Genomic DNA, 16803 nt, shown 5'->3' with positions numbered 1-16803 from the left:
AGGGTAGCTTTCGCTACCCTAAGATATAATATTTTTCTTCGTGCAATAAGATTATTTCACGATATCTTTGAATTTAGCATCGTCAAAATACTTTGCAAACTCAAGATCAGTTTGAGCTAGAGACTTATATTTAGCATCTTTTGCTACCGCATCACGAAGGCTAGCATACAACAAAGTTGTTTTAGCTGTACGTGCTCCGATAACTGCTTTCAAATAATCAACCAAAGCATCATCAGATTTGTTGCTGTTCAAAGTACGTAGTGCACCGTTGTTATCACCAGCCAACATTTGAGCCAATGCAGCATTTACACAAGTACATTTACCGAAATATTTTACAGCAGCATCATAGTCACCTTTCTTCACAGCAACAACTCCTAGGTTATAATCCACTTGACCACCAGCACCATTAGCAGCACCGAACAACTTCTCTGCTTTAGCAACATCTCCGTTAGAAAGTGCTACAGCTCCCAAGTTATTCATCACTACAGGATTTTTAGGATCTAGTTGGTCCGCTTTGTTGAAGTTTTTGCTTGCAGCATCAACATCACCATTTTGCATTTGAACCATACCTAAGTTGTTAAAACCTCTCCAGTCATTACTATAATTCTTGATAAAAGCATTATAGATAGCCATCTGTTGGTTTTTATCAGAAGTTAAAGTAGCAGCGTAAAGAAGTTCTGCTTGGTTCAATTTAGAAGCATCAGAAGAAGCTAGAGCAGCAATCTCTTCGTCACTCTTTCCGATTACATCTACAGAAGCTGTAATTTTAGCACGACGTAGTTTAGGAAGAACTTTGTCAGCCAATACAGTGAAAGCCTCAGAAATGTTTTTAATCTCACGATCACGAACCTCAGGATCATTATACATAGCAAGAACACGCAAAATCAACTGCTTGTCTGGGATGTTAGAAGCTTCTACAAGCTCTTTGAAACCTTCCCAATCTTCTGGAGTAAAACGACCAGTTACATCAGTATCAATTTTGTTACGCTTAAGCTGACGATTAACATATTTAGAAGCTGATTTCTCACGATTCTTAGCCAAGTTCTCGTTAAGGTCTAAAGCACCATCAGGAGAAGCATAAGCCGAAATCTCAACATCTTTCAACTCTTTTTTCTCGTCGCCGTAAGCAGCCTTAATATAGTTAGTCAACTCTTTAACGTCCTCTTTTTTCAACTCATGTCCACGAACATATGCACTATTAATCAAATACATAAGATCTGCACGATATGAATCAGGCACAACTCTTTGGAACTGATCAATAGCTGGATCATAAACACCAGTAGTATTTTTTTCTTTTTGGATACCTACGATAGAAGCAGGTGAGTTCTCCAATAGTGTAGAAGTAGCGATAGTTCCTTCAGCCACTTTAATAGGGTCAAAAGTTACTGATTTAGAACCTTTAGAAGCTACGATACGAACTTCAAGATCCCCTTTTCTCATTCCTTCAACAAAAGGAACCGCTCCTTTATAAGAAAAGCTTCCACCTTTTGAATAAGGTATTACTTTTGCATTACCATCTACTTTCTCTCCTTGAAGAGAATAAGGTTTAAAAGCCTGTTCTCCACCTTCGTAAACAAAGACTGGAGTTGCTTTAACCGTAGCACCTTTGACAAAATAGCTTTCAGGGATACGTCCTTGGATAGCTACATCAACATTTCCACCGTGAGATTCAAGAATTTCTGGGGTAACGTCGTAAGTAATCTTATCCGCATTCTTTTTCATCTTCTTTAGGCTAGCACACCCTGTAAGCAACATAGTTGCAAGAGCTATAGCCCCCAAAGATCTAAAGTTGAATTGTTTCATGATATACATCTATTAGTTTTCTAAAAACCACTTATTTCTACATTATACACAAAAGTAAAATGATTTGTTAATTATGAAAAAGTTTTTAAGCAATTTTTTGTTCTAAGCTAAGGTATTAACCTAGTTAAACCTTTTGGATAACGTTCTCCAAAAATCAACTGCTCTATTTTGTCATAATCATCTCTATTTTTCACAAAATCTAACTCATCTGTAGTAATTGCAACAATAGGAAAATCTTTTTGTTGAGAAAAGAAGTTAAAATAGCCATCTGTAATTTTCTTCAAATAGTCTAAAGTAATCTCCGTTTCGTAACTACGTCCTCGTTTGGATATATTTTCCATCAACCTCTCCGTACTTAAATGAAGATAAACGTAGAGTGATGGCTTTGGAATATTCTGATATATGATATCAAAAAATTTACGATACAAACCATATTCATCAGGTTGTAACGTAGATTTGGAGAATATCAACGACTTCATAAAGTAATAATCAGAAACGGTAAAACTTTTAAACAACTCCAAATCTGTTTGCTGTTTCAACTGATTATATCTCTCAGCCATAAATGACATCTCTAAGGGGAAAGAAAATTTTTCAGGGTCCTTATAAAATTTGGGAAGAAAAGGATTATCTGAAAACTGTTCTAAAACCAACTTTGCATTATGTTTTTCACTTATCATAGAGGAAAGGGTCGTCTTTCCTGCACCAATATTACCTTCTATTACAAGGAAATTAATATCCATATCTTATATGAGAATCTTATTTTTTAGATTTGTGTTCTATCTCTCCAGCGAAACGTTTGTCTTTAATATTCCCCCACAAAAAACCCAATATAAGAGATATGAAGGTCAACGTAATAATAACAAGTACAGAATTATCAGACGGAAAACACCATAAGGCAATCAATGAAATAACGACAGTAATGGCAGCAAAAATAGAACCATAGCGGGCCGCATAGTAGTATTCAGGCAAAAGATGGTGAACCTTACGCAAATGACGCTCGATATCTCGAAGAAGTCTATCCACTTGCTTTCTCTCTTTGCCAACATCTGTTATAGCAATAGGGATAAGTGGCACTACCTCCTTCGTTTTTTTCAAAAGCATATTGCATTCAGGACATTGATCTCGATGTTGCAGTAAAATTTCCAGTTGCGTCTTGAAGCGATCAATAGGGAAAAAACGCAAATCTTTGTCTGAAATCCCACTTAATGCACGATTCAGATCTTCAAATATGGCATCTTGTGAATTTGTCATGATATTTTTCTATTCGATAATTAAAATACAAAAAAAATCCTTTCTAACCATAGAAAGGACTTTTAAATATTATGTAGTAGCTTTTATTTTCGGTGCAAGAAGTACTGCAACACAGATAAAAAGACATAAAGTAAAATCGAAAATGCAATTCCTAAGATTCCAAACACTCCAATCAAGACGATGACTGCAATTAAAAATGAAAAACGTAATTTATTCTCCTTTAGGGATAACGTTTTAAACTTAAATGAAAACATGGGAATCTCAGAAACCAACAACAAAGACGTTACTATTCCTAGCAAAATAATCACCCAAGGATTAAAGATCAATGAAAGATCCATGGAGGTATTTCCCACTCTCATGAGAGCTAAAGAAGACCAAAATATTGCATTTGCAGGTGTTGGCATTCCTATGAACGATTCAGACTGTCTTGTGTCAACATTAAACTTTGCGAGACGCAATCCTGAAAAGACTGGAATAAACAAAGAACACAGATAAAACCCTAAATATTCTGAAGAGATCAGTTCTTTAGGTGAAGCAACTGCTCCATCAAGTGATATTTGAAGTATTGCAAACATCAATGCTCCTGGAGCAAAACCAAATGTAATCATATCTGCAAGAGAGTCTAGCTCTTTTCCAATATCTGAATATGCTTTAAGAGCTCTTGCAATTAAACCATCACAAAAATCAAATATAGCACCGCAAAAAATCGCAATAACAGACAGTGTTAACTCTCCATAAAGCGCAAAGAAAACAGCCAAAACACCAGAAATAATGTTCAGACTTGTAATACAGTTAGGAATATGCTTTTTTATCATAACAAAAGATGACTATTGAACTTTCGCCAAAACGGTTTCAGTCCCTTTTACAATCTCTCCCATTTCAACATTTATATCTGTTCCTAATGGAAGATAAACATCAACACGTGAACCAAAACGGATAAAGCCCAATTGAGTATTTTGATCTACTACATCTCCCTCTTTTGGGTAACTAATAATTCGTTTTGCAACAGCACCAGCAATTTGGCGAAAAAGAACCTCTTGCTTATTCTCCAACTCAACAACCATTGTTGTTCTTTCATTATCAGTTGAAGATTTAGGTAGATAAGCAGATAAGAAACGTCCTTTATGATGTCTAAAGAATTTCACAACTCCTTTTACTGGAATCCAATTGATATGAACATTAAAAACAGTCATAAAAACAGAAACCATAATACGTTTGTCCTCAAAAAACTCAGGTTCATAAACCTCTTCGATAGCCACAATTTGACCATCTGCAGGAGAAATAACCAAAGAGTCATCGACCTTCGCAACTCGCTTAGGATAACGAAAAAAACGTACTACCAAAGTAAAGAAAGGGATTGTTAAACATAACATAACCCAAAAGAAAATCCTCTCACCGGAAAACCAAACTAAAGTATCCAGTCCCGCTAAAACTATAAGGAAGAAAGCAATAATGCCAAATCCTTCTTTGTGAATAGTTGTCATAGTTTACTAAGCAATAATTAATTGTATATTATCAAAAAAGTTAAGATATTAATCGAAAATAAAAATAGACCATTGGTGCTGCGAGTATTATGCTATCAAAACGATCTAACAAACCACCATGTCCAGGAAAAAAAGAGCCGCTATCTTTCACCTCAATACTTCTTTTGAACATAGACTCAACAAGATCACCTAATGTACCAGCGATTACAGTGATAAGCGCCACTACAACCATATCAATCAGTCCATATTGTGGAAAAATACGGCTCATCACGACCGCTGCACTCATCGTGAGCACACCACCTCCAATACTACCTTCCCAAGTTTTCTTAGGAGATATTCGCTCAAAAAGCTTATGTCTACCAAACCTAGATCCAACTAGATAAGCTCCAGAATCATTAATCCAAACAAAAATAAATATTCCCATTAAAAGATGGGGAGAATAAACAGGAGTGCCTGTTACTGAAGGAGGAAAGACAAAAAAGTTAAACAATGCCAACGGTGTGGTAACATAAACCAATCCTAGAATCGTAAAGGCTAAATTTAAAAAAGGCACTTTAGAATCCCTGTAGAGTTCATAAACGAAAAGTCCTACAATCAGAGGGATGATACCCAAAGTTACTTTTGATGGGACCAAACCTGAAGCAATAAGGAAAAACGAAATAAAGATATAGATACTAGTAGCAATACCTATCTTTCGATTAGGACGAGCTTTTGCTCTATAGGCTAAATGGTAAAATTCATTGGTAGCCAAATAAGAAATCAAAATAAAAAGTGCAAAAAATGTCCATTTCCCAATGGCTATGGATCCAACCAACGTACATACAAACAGGATGCCCGTCAATATTCTCTGTTGTAAATTATTCAATGGGTTTAGTATATTTTATATTGTTCAACAATAACCTTCGCTGCCATCTCATCCTGTGGTCTTACATATAAAAAAGAAAAACCTCCAGCATTGATATTTTCATCTCTATAGTCTAATAACATAGAAACGATCTTTAAATCTTGAAGAGAAAAAGTTATATCCTCCAGCATCTCATTGTCGTTTGAGAAGGACAATAGAACCCATCCTTCATCATAACGATCATACTCTTTACGGACCTTTTGTAAACTTAACATCTTTATGATACTCTTACCTAAAACACTTTAGTTTAATAATACTTTTTAACACTCCTCTATCAATTAGTCATGCAAATGTAAGAAAAAATAACTTAGCTGTATGCTTATTACAATGTATTCTATCTATTTCATCGGAGAATGAGAGAAAGATAATACATCAAAAGTTACATATAAAAAAAGAGCACCTTCAAGTAGGTGCTCTTTAATTATATGAATATAATCTATATAGATATTGATCTAAACCGTCGTTTGTTCATTTAAATCTTCTTCATCCTTTTCAATATTCTCAGAAGTATTTTTCATCTCCTCAGCTTTATGATCCGCATTATAAGCATCTTCCAACTCATCGGTTTTACTTTTCCATGGACGAGCACCAAAGATCTTCTCCACATCATCCGAGAATATCACCTCACTAGTAAGTAGCGTGTTTGCTAACTCTTCAAAACCTTCTTGATTAGAGCGAATGATATCTTTCGCTCTTTCATAAGATTCTTGAATCAAATTACGAACTTCATGATCTATCATTACTGCTGTTTCATCACTATATGGTTTTGAAAAACCATAATCTTGACGTCCTGATGAGTCATAGAAACTTACATTACCCACTTTATCACTCATACCATAGACAGAGATCATCGAGTAAGCCAATTTGGTAACTTTCTCTAAATCATTTTGAGCACCTGTCGAGATACGACCAAAAATAATCTCTTCAGCAGCACGTCCTCCAAGAGTAGCACACATCTCATCTAGAAGTTGCTCTTTGGTAGTAATCTGACGTTCTTCTGGAAGATACCATGCAGCTCCCAATGCATAACCACGGGGAACAATAGTCACTTTCACCAATGGGTGTGCATGTTCTAACAACCAACTAACAGAAGCATGACCCGCCTCGTGGAAGGCAATCGTCTTTTTCTCCAATGGTGTTAATATCTTATTCTTTTTCTCCAATCCACCAACGATACGATCGACAGCGTCTAAGAAATCTTGCTTTTCGATAAAGTCCTTCTTCTTTCTTGCAGCATATAAAGCCGCTTCGTTACAAACATTTGCAATATCCGCTCCAGAAAAACCTGGTGTCTGTTTAGCCAAGAAATCAGAATCAAAATCCTCACTTATCTTCAATGGACGTAGGTGAACTTTAAAGATTGCTTTTCTATCATTTAAATCTGGAAGATCCACATGAATTTGGCGATCAAAACGTCCCGCTCTCATCAATGCTCTATCTAAGATATCAGCACGGTTTGTTGCAGCAAGTATAATCACACCAGAGTTCGTTCCGAAACCATCCATCTCAGTTAACAACTGGTTCAACGTATTCTCACGCTCATCATTGGATGAAAATCCGCCATTTTTACCACGAGCTCTACCAATAGCATCAATCTCATCAATAAAAATGATACAAGGAGACTTCTCTTTTGCTTGTTTAAAAAGGTCTCTTACACGAGAGGCTCCTACTCCTACAAACATCTCTACGAAATCAGAACCTGACATAGAGAAGAAAGGAACACCAGCTTCACCAGCAACCGCTTTAGCAAGCAAAGTCTTTCCGGTACCTGGAGGGCCAACTAAAAGAGCACCACGTGGTATCTTACCACCCAATTTCGTATATTTCTCTGGCATTTTCAAGAAGTCTACAATCTCTTCGATCTCTTGCTTTGCCTCAGATAAACCTGCAACATCTTTAAAAGTAGTATCTACTTTCTCCCCTTTCTCAATTACTTTTGCTTGGGATTTACCAACGTTAAAGATACCACCAGCACCACCACCAGCACCGCCTTTTCCCATACGACGAAATAAGTAGAACCAAATAAATATAATCACCAAAATAGGAAGTATATTAAAGAATATACCCATTGAATCGGTTCTTGTATTATAACTTGGTATCACACGGTCAACTTCTGGAATATTCTTTTGTGCTCTATCCAATTGTTGTGAAAATACAGTCACATCACCAATTTGGCTATAAAACTGAGGTCCTTCAGGCGATGGCTTAGAAAAAGTACCTTTCAGGTCGCTTTCATACTTCTTTAGTTTGTCCGCTTTTAGATAATATTCAGCTCTATCCTTATTTATTACTACTACTTTTTCGACATCTCTATTTACAAACATTGGACGAATTTCGTTCCAATTTTTTTCAATAGCACCACTACCTCCAGCAAAAAACTGGAATGCTACAAATAGCAAGGTAATGATTAAGAAGAAAATAAAGGGATTAAATTTTTGAGATAATCCCCCCTTGCCGTTACTTCCCGGCTTACCTTGCTTAGGCATGTTCCAGCCTTTTTTATTACTATCTTTAGCCATACTTGCGTTTAATTTTCACTATCAATTGTGGTAAATACTCCATCAGACCATAAGTCTTCTATATTATAGAAAGAACGATCACTCTCTTGAAATACGTGGACAATCACATCAAAGTAATCCAATACAACCCACTGTGCATTTCGTAGACCTTCGACAGTACGAGAATCCACATGAATTGTTTTTAAAACTTCTTCTGCAATACCGTTACAAATAGCATCGACATTCACAGAGGAACTACCATGACAGATTATCATAAAATCAGTACTTGCCCCCTCAACATCTCGAAGGTCTATCAATTTAACATCTTTACCTCTTTTTTGTTGTATTCCCTCTACAATAGAGTCAATTAATTTTTGGGTTTCGTTCATAAATACTAGGACGTTTTTTTATACTAGACCTATTGACAAAGATATATTTTAATCTGAAAATATTATATTCCACGCAAAGGATATTAATATTGTATCCATTAATAAATAATTCAGAAATCAAACTTCATGCAAAGAGCAATAGGCCATACCAAAATACAATTTGATCATATTGATTCTACCAATAATTATGCCAACGAACTTTTCAAGACAAAAAGTCAGCTTCATGGCACGGTTGTCGTGACAGACTATCAAAACAGTGGCAAAGGACAGAAAGGCAATCATTGGGAGAGTGAAAAAGGAAAGAATCTCACCTTCACCCTTCTTCTAGAACCGAAAGATTTGAAGATAGGGAATCAGTTCTATATCTCACAGGCTATTTCTTTGGCCATTGTATCTTATTTAAGACAAAAAGGAGTGGATAAAGTACAAATCAAATGGCCTAATGACATCTATGTAAGTCATAAAAAGATATGTGGCATCCTAATAGAGACACAATGGCTTGCGACGGAAATTAAACAAGCGATTGCTGGGGTTGGGCTTAATGTAAACCAAAGAGAATTTATTTCAGATGCCCCCAACCCTATCTCAATCACACAGATAACAAGCATCGACTATAACCTTCAAGAAGAGTTCACATTGCTTCTTGACGAGTTAGAGACATATTGGCAAGTCATGGAGAATCATCCAGAAAAGCTGGATACAGCATATCATCAAGATCTTTACTTAAAAGGTCAGTGGACGAAATTCAAAGACCAAAATGGAATATTCGAAGGAAAAATTATTGGCGTAAACGAATATGGCCAATTAATCATAGAAGATCGGACTCTTCAACAAAGAGTATATAATTTCAAAGAGGTAAGTTTGGCATCCATGAATTCATAGACACCAAGCTTATCTTTAAACTATTATAACATACCAAAAGGAATTTGTTGCATGCCATTGGCTAGTTGATCAATTCCTTTTTTCAATTTTTTACCAACCATCATCTTCATCATCATGTTCATATCTGCATGAAGTGTTAACCTCACTTTAGAAGTAGCATTAGCGACAGGTAAAATCTGAATCCATAAAGTAAATTTAAATGGAACCGTTCCATGTCCAGTCATTTTAATCTCCTTGGCAGGTTCTCTATTGATTATCTGAAGACCGGTACGTCCGATAGAACCAACTTTAAACGAACAGGTGTCCACAGTTGCTTCAAAGTCTTCAATTTTGAAATCAGGGGCATCTTTTACCTGACTCTTCACTTTTTCAATATTTTCTGGAGTAAAAAGTGCTTCAAAAGTTTTAAAAGAGCTCAATTTCTCAAATACAACCTCTTGATTCCAATCTAGGTTTACCACCTCACTTGTATATTTCTCTAAACCCATTGTTTCAATTTTTTTTCAAAAATAAAGCTTATTTCGACAATGTCATGACAAACAACACCATAAAAAAGGCTATTTCACAAACGAAATAGCCTTTAAAATATGGTATTTAAGAGACTAGCGTCCCCAGTTAGCAGGATCTTTTCTCCAGCCATCCAAGTCCACTTTCTGCTCTTCTGTAATGTCTCCATTACTTAATGCAAGTTCCAAAAGATTTTGGTACTTACTTAGAGTAGTCAATTCAATATTAGCTTCTTCAAAATTCTCCGTAGCAATAGTAAAGTTGTAGGTAAAGATTGCCATCATTCCAAGCACATCACCTCCAAAATTACGAACAGCCTCGGCAGCTTTTAATGAACTCACTCCAGTAGAAACTAAGTCTTCAATAATTACAACCTTTTGTCCAGGATTCAAATCTCCTTCAATAAGATTTTCCAAACCATGATCTTTCGGCTTAGATCTTACATAAACAAAAGGAAGACCTAACTCCTCTGCAACCAAAACACCGTGAGCAATAGCTCCTGTTGCTACCCCTGCGATAACCTCAGCATTTGGGTATTTCTCACGTACTAATGCAGCAAACTGCTTTGCAATAAAAGTACGAACAGCAGGATAAGAAAGTACCTTTCTATTGTCACAATAAATAGGAGATTTCCAACCTGAAGCCCAAGTAAAAGGACTCTCTGGTGAGATTTTAATTGTATTGATCTCCACTAACTTTTTCGTTACTTCCAATTGTAAGTCTTCCATACTAATTACGCTTTTTCTTGTGTATATAAATACTTGGGCAAAGGTAAAAAAGTTTTATATTTTTTGGTTCATTTATGCTGAAGGACATTCTTAATAAATTGTTAAATTATATTTAATCGACACTCCAGTTAGTTCGAAATCCCTACTAAATGGGCTGCTTTATATACAAAATGATTTGAATAAAGAGGATTTAACCTCTACTTATTTAAAAAAAATGTTTCTCTCCATCCTTTTATAATAAAAGAAACGATGATACGTTTTAATTTTGAAAAACTCGTATTATAAGTGTTTACATAGAGCAATGGTAATTTTCTCAAAGATGATTCAATATAGCAACTCTTTTTATAGGCAAAGCATAAAATTTGGATGGGCAATTCTTATCGTCTTCTCTTTTTGCAGTTGTCAGTTAAATAGTTTAATAAAGAAAGCAGATCGCTGTAACCAGAATGGAGAGTATTATAAGGCCTCCAAACTGTATAATAGAGCAGCTCAAAAATCAAAAAGCAAACAACAGAGATCCAAATTCTATTTTCAAACAGCTGAGAATCAAAGAAAGATAGGAGACTTCCGAAAAGCATCGGGTTTCTATAAAAGAGCCATCACCTATAAGTACCCAGACTCTTTATTGTGGATCAAATATGGGGATATGCTTTGTGGTAGCGGAAAATATGAAAAAGCAATTGAAGCTTACAACACTTTTCTTATAGATCATCCTGAAGCAAAGGAGGTAAAAGAAAAGATCTCACTGGCAAAACAAGCACCCAAATGGATTGAATCAAAATCGAGAATACAGATAGAGAAATTACGCGCTATAAACTCGAAAGGATCTGATATTTCTGCAATATATCCTTCATCTCGAAGCAACTACCTCGTCTTTGCAACCAACAATGCCGAATTGGTAACAAAAAAGAAAAGTAATATTACAGGAGAGAGGTATTACGATTTATGCTATGCCAATTACGATATACAGAAACAGAGGTGGGGAAAACCACAGAATCTCGATCCTGACGGAATCATTAATACACAAGAAGATGAAGGGGTTCCCTCTTTTGCTTCTCAAGGATCCGTTATCTACTACACCCAATGTAAATATGCAAAAAATGGGGGTGCTAGTGCAGCTATTTACAAAAGTAGAGTAGATGGAGAACAGTGGGCAAAGCCTCAAAGAATTAAGATACCAGACGATTCTACCATGGTGGCACACCCTTCTGTAACTTTGGATGCCAATGAGATCTATTTTGTCTCTGATAGACCTGGAGGATACGGTGGTAATGATATTTGGATGTCGAAGAAAGAGGGAAACCAGTGGGGACCCGCAATAAATTTAGGCCCACAAATCAATACCACAGGAAACGAAGTTTATCCTTTTATCCGAGATAATGGAACACTTTATTTCAGTTCAGATACACATCCAGGCATTGGAGGGTTGGATATCTTTCAAGCAATCCAGAATGAAGATGGAATATGGGAAGTAGAAAATGTAAGGGCACCACTAAACTCTTCTGGAGATGATTTTGCCATCACATTCTTAGCAGGGAAGGAACAAGGTCTTTTTAGTTCAAATAGAAAAGGAACAAGATCGGATGATATATTTTCTTTTGTCATTCCTCCAATGGAGTTCACAATAGAGGGAGAAGTTTTAAATAAAAATACAAACAAACTTCTTACCCAAGCAACCATACGAGTTATTGGTACAGATGGAACCATGCTAAAATTAAAAACACGTAATGGAAAATTTCGATTCAACATATCAAAAGATGCCGAGTATCTTCTTGCTGCATATAAAAAGGGTTATTTAAATGCGAAATACCTCTTTAATACTCTTGATGCCAAAGAGAGTGTACATCTTTCTCGCAATTTAGTGTTAACCCCAACAGATGCACCTATTGAAGTAGACAACATCTATTTTGATCTTGCAAAGTGGGATCTTCTCCCTGCGTCCATCGCTTCGTTAGACTCTCTCTATCAAGTTTTGGTTGATAACCCAACCATCTCTATAGAGATCATGGCACATACAGATGGTCGAGGAGATAGCCAATCAAACTTTTCGCTATCACAAAAACGTGCGCTTAGTGTGGTGGCATTTTTAAAAGCAAAAGGGATACCTGCAATTCGACTATCAGCGAAAGGATATGGTAAAACTTCTCCAAAAGTTATCGACAAAAAACTAGCGAATAAATATGAATTTCTAGAGGTCGGAGATACGCTTACCATGGAGTTTATTCAACGAAAAGAGAAAGAAGAACAAGAAATTTGTCATCAAATAAATCGTAGAACCGAATTTAGAGTATTGTCCACAAACTATCTTAAGAGATAGATCGATACCCAAAAGTGAAGATGAAATAGAATATAGGTAGTTTGCCCTCGACAGATGGGATAAACTACCTATTTTTTGTTTTAATCGGGACCAAGATGTCCTGTTGACCTTCACCTGCTACTCTTTTCTACATGATAGATACTGCCATAATAGTGCTGTTTTAACGGATCGTAAAAGAGAAACCAAAAATGGATATCCTGTTTTTTTTCGACATATTGCTTTTGAACATCCAGCGTAAGAGCAATACTATAATGACCATCCTCCTGATATATAATAGAAGAGAGGTACGATCCTACCCCATTGGAATACATGAGTACAGTGAGAGTTATATGGCTCGGCACAGTTGGATTCGTATTAAAAAACAGTTCCAATCGATTCTCTTCTAGACATACCGACTTTATACGACACAAACAATCCCCATCTAGACTCATACGGATATTTTCATATTGGATGACTACTTTATTGTAGTCATCTTGAACCATATTACGTAACACCAAAGACCTCGCTCTATTAATGGAACAACGAGTCGCCCCTTTCACTGCAAAAGCATAACGAAGGATAGAATGAAAAGGCTTTAGTAAACGATTGGATAATTTGATCTTTTGTCGTTGAAATATTTGTTTCTCTGAGGGACTTTGATTCGACCGCTGTGGACAACTACGAATAATCTGTTTGTTACCTGATTGATAAGCTACCACAGGTCCAATAACACCACTTAAAAAGGAATCTACTATTTTTGCCATTAGATATCGTATTTAAAAGATTTAAAAATCAGAGAGCAGAAGATTTAAAAGGACATACAATTATGACTTCAATGCTTCTCATATCTTAAACATAGAGCTAAAAAACCTGAACATCAAGCTTACAGAACAAGCATGTAGAACAAGTCCTATATATGCTTCTAATTTCTTCATTTTTCTCCCTCCATTTCTCAATATTATAAAGGATTCCTATGCGAAATTCTCGACTCTTACTCTACAAGAATTGAAATCAACTGGATATTTTTTTCCTCTAAATTTAAGTGACCTTCGCTACAATTAACATAGAGATTCGTTACCCTTTGGTTACTCTAGGAGTAACCAAAGGGTAACGGAAGGGTATCTAAAGGGTAACCAAAGTAGGGTGGAGAATGGTCTCTTAACAAAATATGATCAGAACATACAAAAGTCCAATGGAGTAAAAAAAGCAGTTCTTTAAAGAGATCAAACTCTATATTGTATTATGATAGTTTATTTAGAATATGCTATTCATAAAATAAAGCAAGTCAAACACCAAAATACATAAAATACTCATAATAAACCTCTTGATAATTCACTTTTTTCGAAACAGTGAAATAAAATAACGGACAATTCTATCTGTTTTAATTAAAAATGATCTACTACTATTGTCTAATTCATATTATTTCACATACCTTTGTGGTATCATTTTTAACATTTAAAGATGGGGGTGCCTATTGAAACTTATCATAAGGCTGAGATCATACCCTTTGAACCTGAGGAGGTAATCCTGCTTAGGGAATCAAGTCCGATCTTCTTATCCTCCATGTTTAATTTCATCTATCTACATTTGAAAAAAACATGAGAACAACATTATTAACACTACTCATTACGATCTTTTCTTTGGGTGCGCAAGCCCAACATATGATCACAGGTCGTGTCCAAGACAAACAAAAAAATACACTTGCAGGTGCAGTAGTTCACGTGAAAGAACTAGACAAAGCAACCATCACCGATCCTAATGGGGAGTTCACCATTAAGAATTTAAACAAAGGGGATTATACTCTAGAAATCACTTTTATCGGCTTCGAAAAGGCGGAATATATGGTAGAAGTACCAAATAAAAAGCCTCTAAAAATCACACTGTCTCCCTCTTTAGAGTCTTTGGATGAGGTATTGGTAGAAGCAACACGTGCTGGAGAGAAAGCACCATTTACCTACTCTAATGTTAGTAAAGAGTCTCTAGAAGAGCGAAACACAGGGCAAGACCTTCCCTACCTTCTAAACAACACCCCATCGTTGGTTGTAACCTCAGATGCAGGTACAGGGATTGGATATACCTCGATGAAAATTCGTGGTACCGACCAATCAAGAATTAATATTACCATCGATGGAATCCCACTGAACGACGCTGAAAGCCAAGGTGTTTTTTGGGTGAATATGCCTGATATGGGTTCTTCTGTTGAAAATATTCAGGTACAACGTGGAGTTGGTACTTCAACCAATGGTGCAGCCGCTTTTGGTGCCACAGTGAACATACAGACCGCAGCTCCTAGTTCAGAGCCGTACGCAGAAGTGCAAAGTATGGGAGGTTCGTTTGCAACCACTAAAAACACCTTAAAAGCTGGAACAGGATTGATCAACAACCGTTTTAGTGTAGATGTCCGAGGAAGTTTAATTCATAGTGATGGTTTCATCGACAGAGCTAGTTCTGATCTACAGTCATTGTTTTTCGCAGCGGGTTATTATGGAGATAAAGATGTGGTACGTTTTAACGCATTCACAGGAATAGAGAAGACCTATCAAGCATGGAGCGGAGTCCCTTTAGACTCATTAAACGCAGGAAATAGAACCTACAACCCAGAGGGAAAGTACACCGATGCCGACGGGAATATTAAATATTACGATGACCAAACAGACAACTATCATCAAACCCATTACCAACTATTCTACACCCATATTTTCAACGAAGAAGCATCATTAAATTTTGCGCTTCACACGACTATTGGTGATGGTTATTACCAAAGCTATAAGGACAACAAAAAGCCAAGTAGCTTCGGAATTACGACATCAGATGAGAAGATGGATTTCATCACCCAAAAGTGGCTCGACAATATATTCTATGGTTTTACGACTTCATACCGTCAAAACTTCACCATTGGAACACTGGTTGTTGGGGGTGCTTTAAACAAGTATGATGGCGATCACTTTGGTAAAATTTTATGGGCAGAAAAGGTAAATGTTCCTTATGAACAAGAGTGGTATCGTGGAAATGGAACAAAAATTGACGGAAATGTTTATGCCAAGTTCACTGCGAATATTACAGAAGAACTTTCTGTAATGGGAGACCTACAATATCGAAATGTAGATTATACCATCTCCGGAATAGACGACAATATGGAAGATATTGGTCAGTCATACAACTATAACTTCTTTAATCCGAAAGTCGGACTTTACTACCAACTTAGCGAGAACCTAAATAGTTATGCCAGTTTTGCCATTGCCCATAAAGAGCCAAAAAGAACCGATTTTGTAGATGCTCCAAATGATCAGAAACCAACACCAGAAAAACTTGCTGACTGGGAGTTGGGGCTAGAAGGGAAGTTCCATAAATTTCAGTTTGGAGTTAACCTATATTACATGAACTATACAGACCAATTGGTAAATACTGGGAAACTGAACAATGTTGGTAGCACCATCATGATTAACACTCCCGATAGTTATAGAGCTGGGGTGGAGATCACTGCAGGAGCAAGAGTTTTTGATTGGATGGACCTAAGTGGAAATATCTCGTTATCTAAGAATAAGATTCAAGACTTTGTCTCCTACACAGACCAGTATGATGAAAATTGGGTGCCACTAGGGGAACAAAAGAGAGAGGACCTTGGAGAGACAGATATCGCTTACTCTCCAAATGTCGTAGGAAATATCATGGCTAAGTTCCATATCAATGACCAAATCTCTATCGATTGGATCTCTCAGTATGTAGGAAAACAATATTTGGACAACACCTCAAGCGAGGATCGAAAGTTAGATGCATATAGCTTTACAAACCTAAAAGCAACTTATGACTTTACGATTCGTCCATTAAAACAGTCATCCATATGGTTCCAAGCAAACAATATTTTCAATCAAAAATATGAAAGCAATGGATGGGTATATTCATACTATTTAGGCGGAGAACGTAATAATAGTATTGGACTCTATCCACAAGCAGGTGCAAACTGGGCTATTGGATTAACACTGAGATTGTAATTCCGATACAATATTAGATAACTTTGATAAAGCGCGATTCAATATATTTGGATCGCGCTTTATAGTTTG

General features: G+C 36.3%; 15 protein-coding genes and 1 riboswitch. Of the genes, 3 read left to right on the top strand and 12 right to left on the bottom strand.

Annotated features, from left to right (window positions below; genetic code table 11):
• Nucleotides 1-51 precede the first annotated feature (51 nt).
• From K4L44_13350 to rsfS, 9 genes are all read right to left on the bottom strand, one after another.
• Nucleotides 52-1803 carry a hypothetical protein gene (locus K4L44_13350; GenBank protein QZE13553.1) on the bottom strand — a complete coding sequence of 584 codons (1752 nt, stop codon included), beginning with the start codon at nucleotides 1801-1803 and terminating at the stop codon, nucleotides 52-54.
• A 107-nt stretch (nucleotides 1804-1910) separates the two neighbouring features.
• Nucleotides 1911-2543: a deoxynucleoside kinase gene (locus tag K4L44_13345; protein QZE13552.1), complete on the bottom strand. Its 633-nt coding sequence runs from the start codon at nucleotides 2541-2543 to the stop codon at nucleotides 1911-1913.
• 16 nt (nucleotides 2544-2559) lie between these two features.
• Complete coding sequence (locus K4L44_13340) at nucleotides 2560-3054, bottom strand: hypothetical protein (GenBank protein ID QZE13551.1); 495 nt, start codon at nucleotides 3052-3054, stop codon at nucleotides 2560-2562.
• A gap of 83 nt (nucleotides 3055-3137) precedes the next feature.
• Nucleotides 3138-3869, bottom strand: coding sequence for a CDP-alcohol phosphatidyltransferase family protein (locus K4L44_13335; protein QZE13550.1), 732 nt, complete (start codon nucleotides 3867-3869; stop codon nucleotides 3138-3140).
• Between the two features lie 12 nt (nucleotides 3870-3881).
• Nucleotides 3882-4538, bottom strand: a complete 657-nt coding sequence (locus tag K4L44_13330) for a phosphatidylserine decarboxylase family protein (protein QZE13549.1) — start codon at nucleotides 4536-4538, stop codon at nucleotides 3882-3884.
• Between the two features lie 40 nt (nucleotides 4539-4578).
• The gene (locus K4L44_13325; protein ID QZE13548.1) at nucleotides 4579-5403 is read right to left on the bottom strand and encodes a phosphatidate cytidylyltransferase; all 825 of its coding nucleotides are present in this window, start codon (nucleotides 5401-5403) and stop codon (nucleotides 4579-4581) included.
• Between the two features lie 5 nt (nucleotides 5404-5408).
• On the bottom strand, nucleotides 5409-5657 hold the full coding sequence (locus tag K4L44_13320) for a hypothetical protein (protein ID QZE13547.1): 249 nt from the start codon (nucleotides 5655-5657) through the stop codon (nucleotides 5409-5411).
• Between the two features lie 237 nt (nucleotides 5658-5894).
• The gene (gene ftsH / locus K4L44_13315; GenBank protein ID QZE13546.1) at nucleotides 5895-7961 is read right to left on the bottom strand and encodes an ATP-dependent zinc metalloprotease FtsH; all 2067 of its coding nucleotides are present in this window, start codon (nucleotides 7959-7961) and stop codon (nucleotides 5895-5897) included.
• A gap of 8 nt (nucleotides 7962-7969) precedes the next feature.
• Entirely contained in the window at nucleotides 7970-8329 is a 360-nt protein-coding gene (rsfS, locus tag K4L44_13310) for a ribosome silencing factor (GenBank protein ID QZE13545.1), read from the bottom strand.
• 126 nt (nucleotides 8330-8455) lie between these two features.
• Between rsfS and K4L44_13305 the strand changes: the two genes are divergently transcribed.
• On the top strand, nucleotides 8456-9211 hold the full coding sequence (locus tag K4L44_13305) for a biotin--[acetyl-CoA-carboxylase] ligase (protein ID QZE13544.1): 756 nt from the start codon (nucleotides 8456-8458) through the stop codon (nucleotides 9209-9211).
• Between the two features lie 23 nt (nucleotides 9212-9234).
• On the opposite strand, the gene K4L44_13300 is transcribed toward K4L44_13305, so the two are convergent.
• Together K4L44_13300 and pyrE are read right to left on the bottom strand one after the other, a co-directional pair.
• The gene (locus K4L44_13300; GenBank protein QZE13543.1) at nucleotides 9235-9699 is read right to left on the bottom strand and encodes a hypothetical protein; all 465 of its coding nucleotides are present in this window, start codon (nucleotides 9697-9699) and stop codon (nucleotides 9235-9237) included.
• A 114-nt stretch (nucleotides 9700-9813) separates the two neighbouring features.
• On the bottom strand, nucleotides 9814-10446 hold the full coding sequence (gene pyrE / locus K4L44_13295; GenBank protein QZE13542.1) for an orotate phosphoribosyltransferase: 633 nt from the start codon (nucleotides 10444-10446) through the stop codon (nucleotides 9814-9816).
• Nucleotides 10447-10765: 319 nt separating this feature from the next.
• Between pyrE and K4L44_13290 the strand changes: the two genes are divergently transcribed.
• On the top strand, nucleotides 10766-12763 hold the full coding sequence (locus K4L44_13290; protein QZE13541.1) for an OmpA family protein: 1998 nt from the start codon (nucleotides 10766-10768) through the stop codon (nucleotides 12761-12763).
• Between the two features lie 110 nt (nucleotides 12764-12873).
• On the opposite strand, the gene K4L44_13285 is transcribed toward K4L44_13290, so the two are convergent.
• Nucleotides 12874-13506: a hypothetical protein gene (locus K4L44_13285; protein ID QZE13540.1), complete on the bottom strand. Its 633-nt coding sequence runs from the start codon at nucleotides 13504-13506 to the stop codon at nucleotides 12874-12876.
• 689 nt (nucleotides 13507-14195) lie between these two features.
• A riboswitch (TPP riboswitch) is annotated at nucleotides 14196-14297 on the top strand.
• Nucleotides 14298-14340: 43 nt separating this feature from the next.
• Here K4L44_13285 and K4L44_13280 point away from each other — a divergent pair.
• Entirely contained in the window at nucleotides 14341-16734 is a 2394-nt protein-coding gene (locus K4L44_13280) for a TonB-dependent receptor (protein ID QZE13539.1), read from the top strand.
• Nucleotides 16735-16803: the final 69 nt, after the last annotated feature.

It is taken from the genome of Prolixibacteraceae bacterium (assembly GCA_019720755.1).
Taxonomy (GTDB): domain Bacteria; phylum Bacteroidota; class Bacteroidia; order Bacteroidales; family Prolixibacteraceae; genus Halosquirtibacter; species Halosquirtibacter laminarini.
This window is presented reverse-complemented; position numbering and strand designations above follow the sequence as displayed.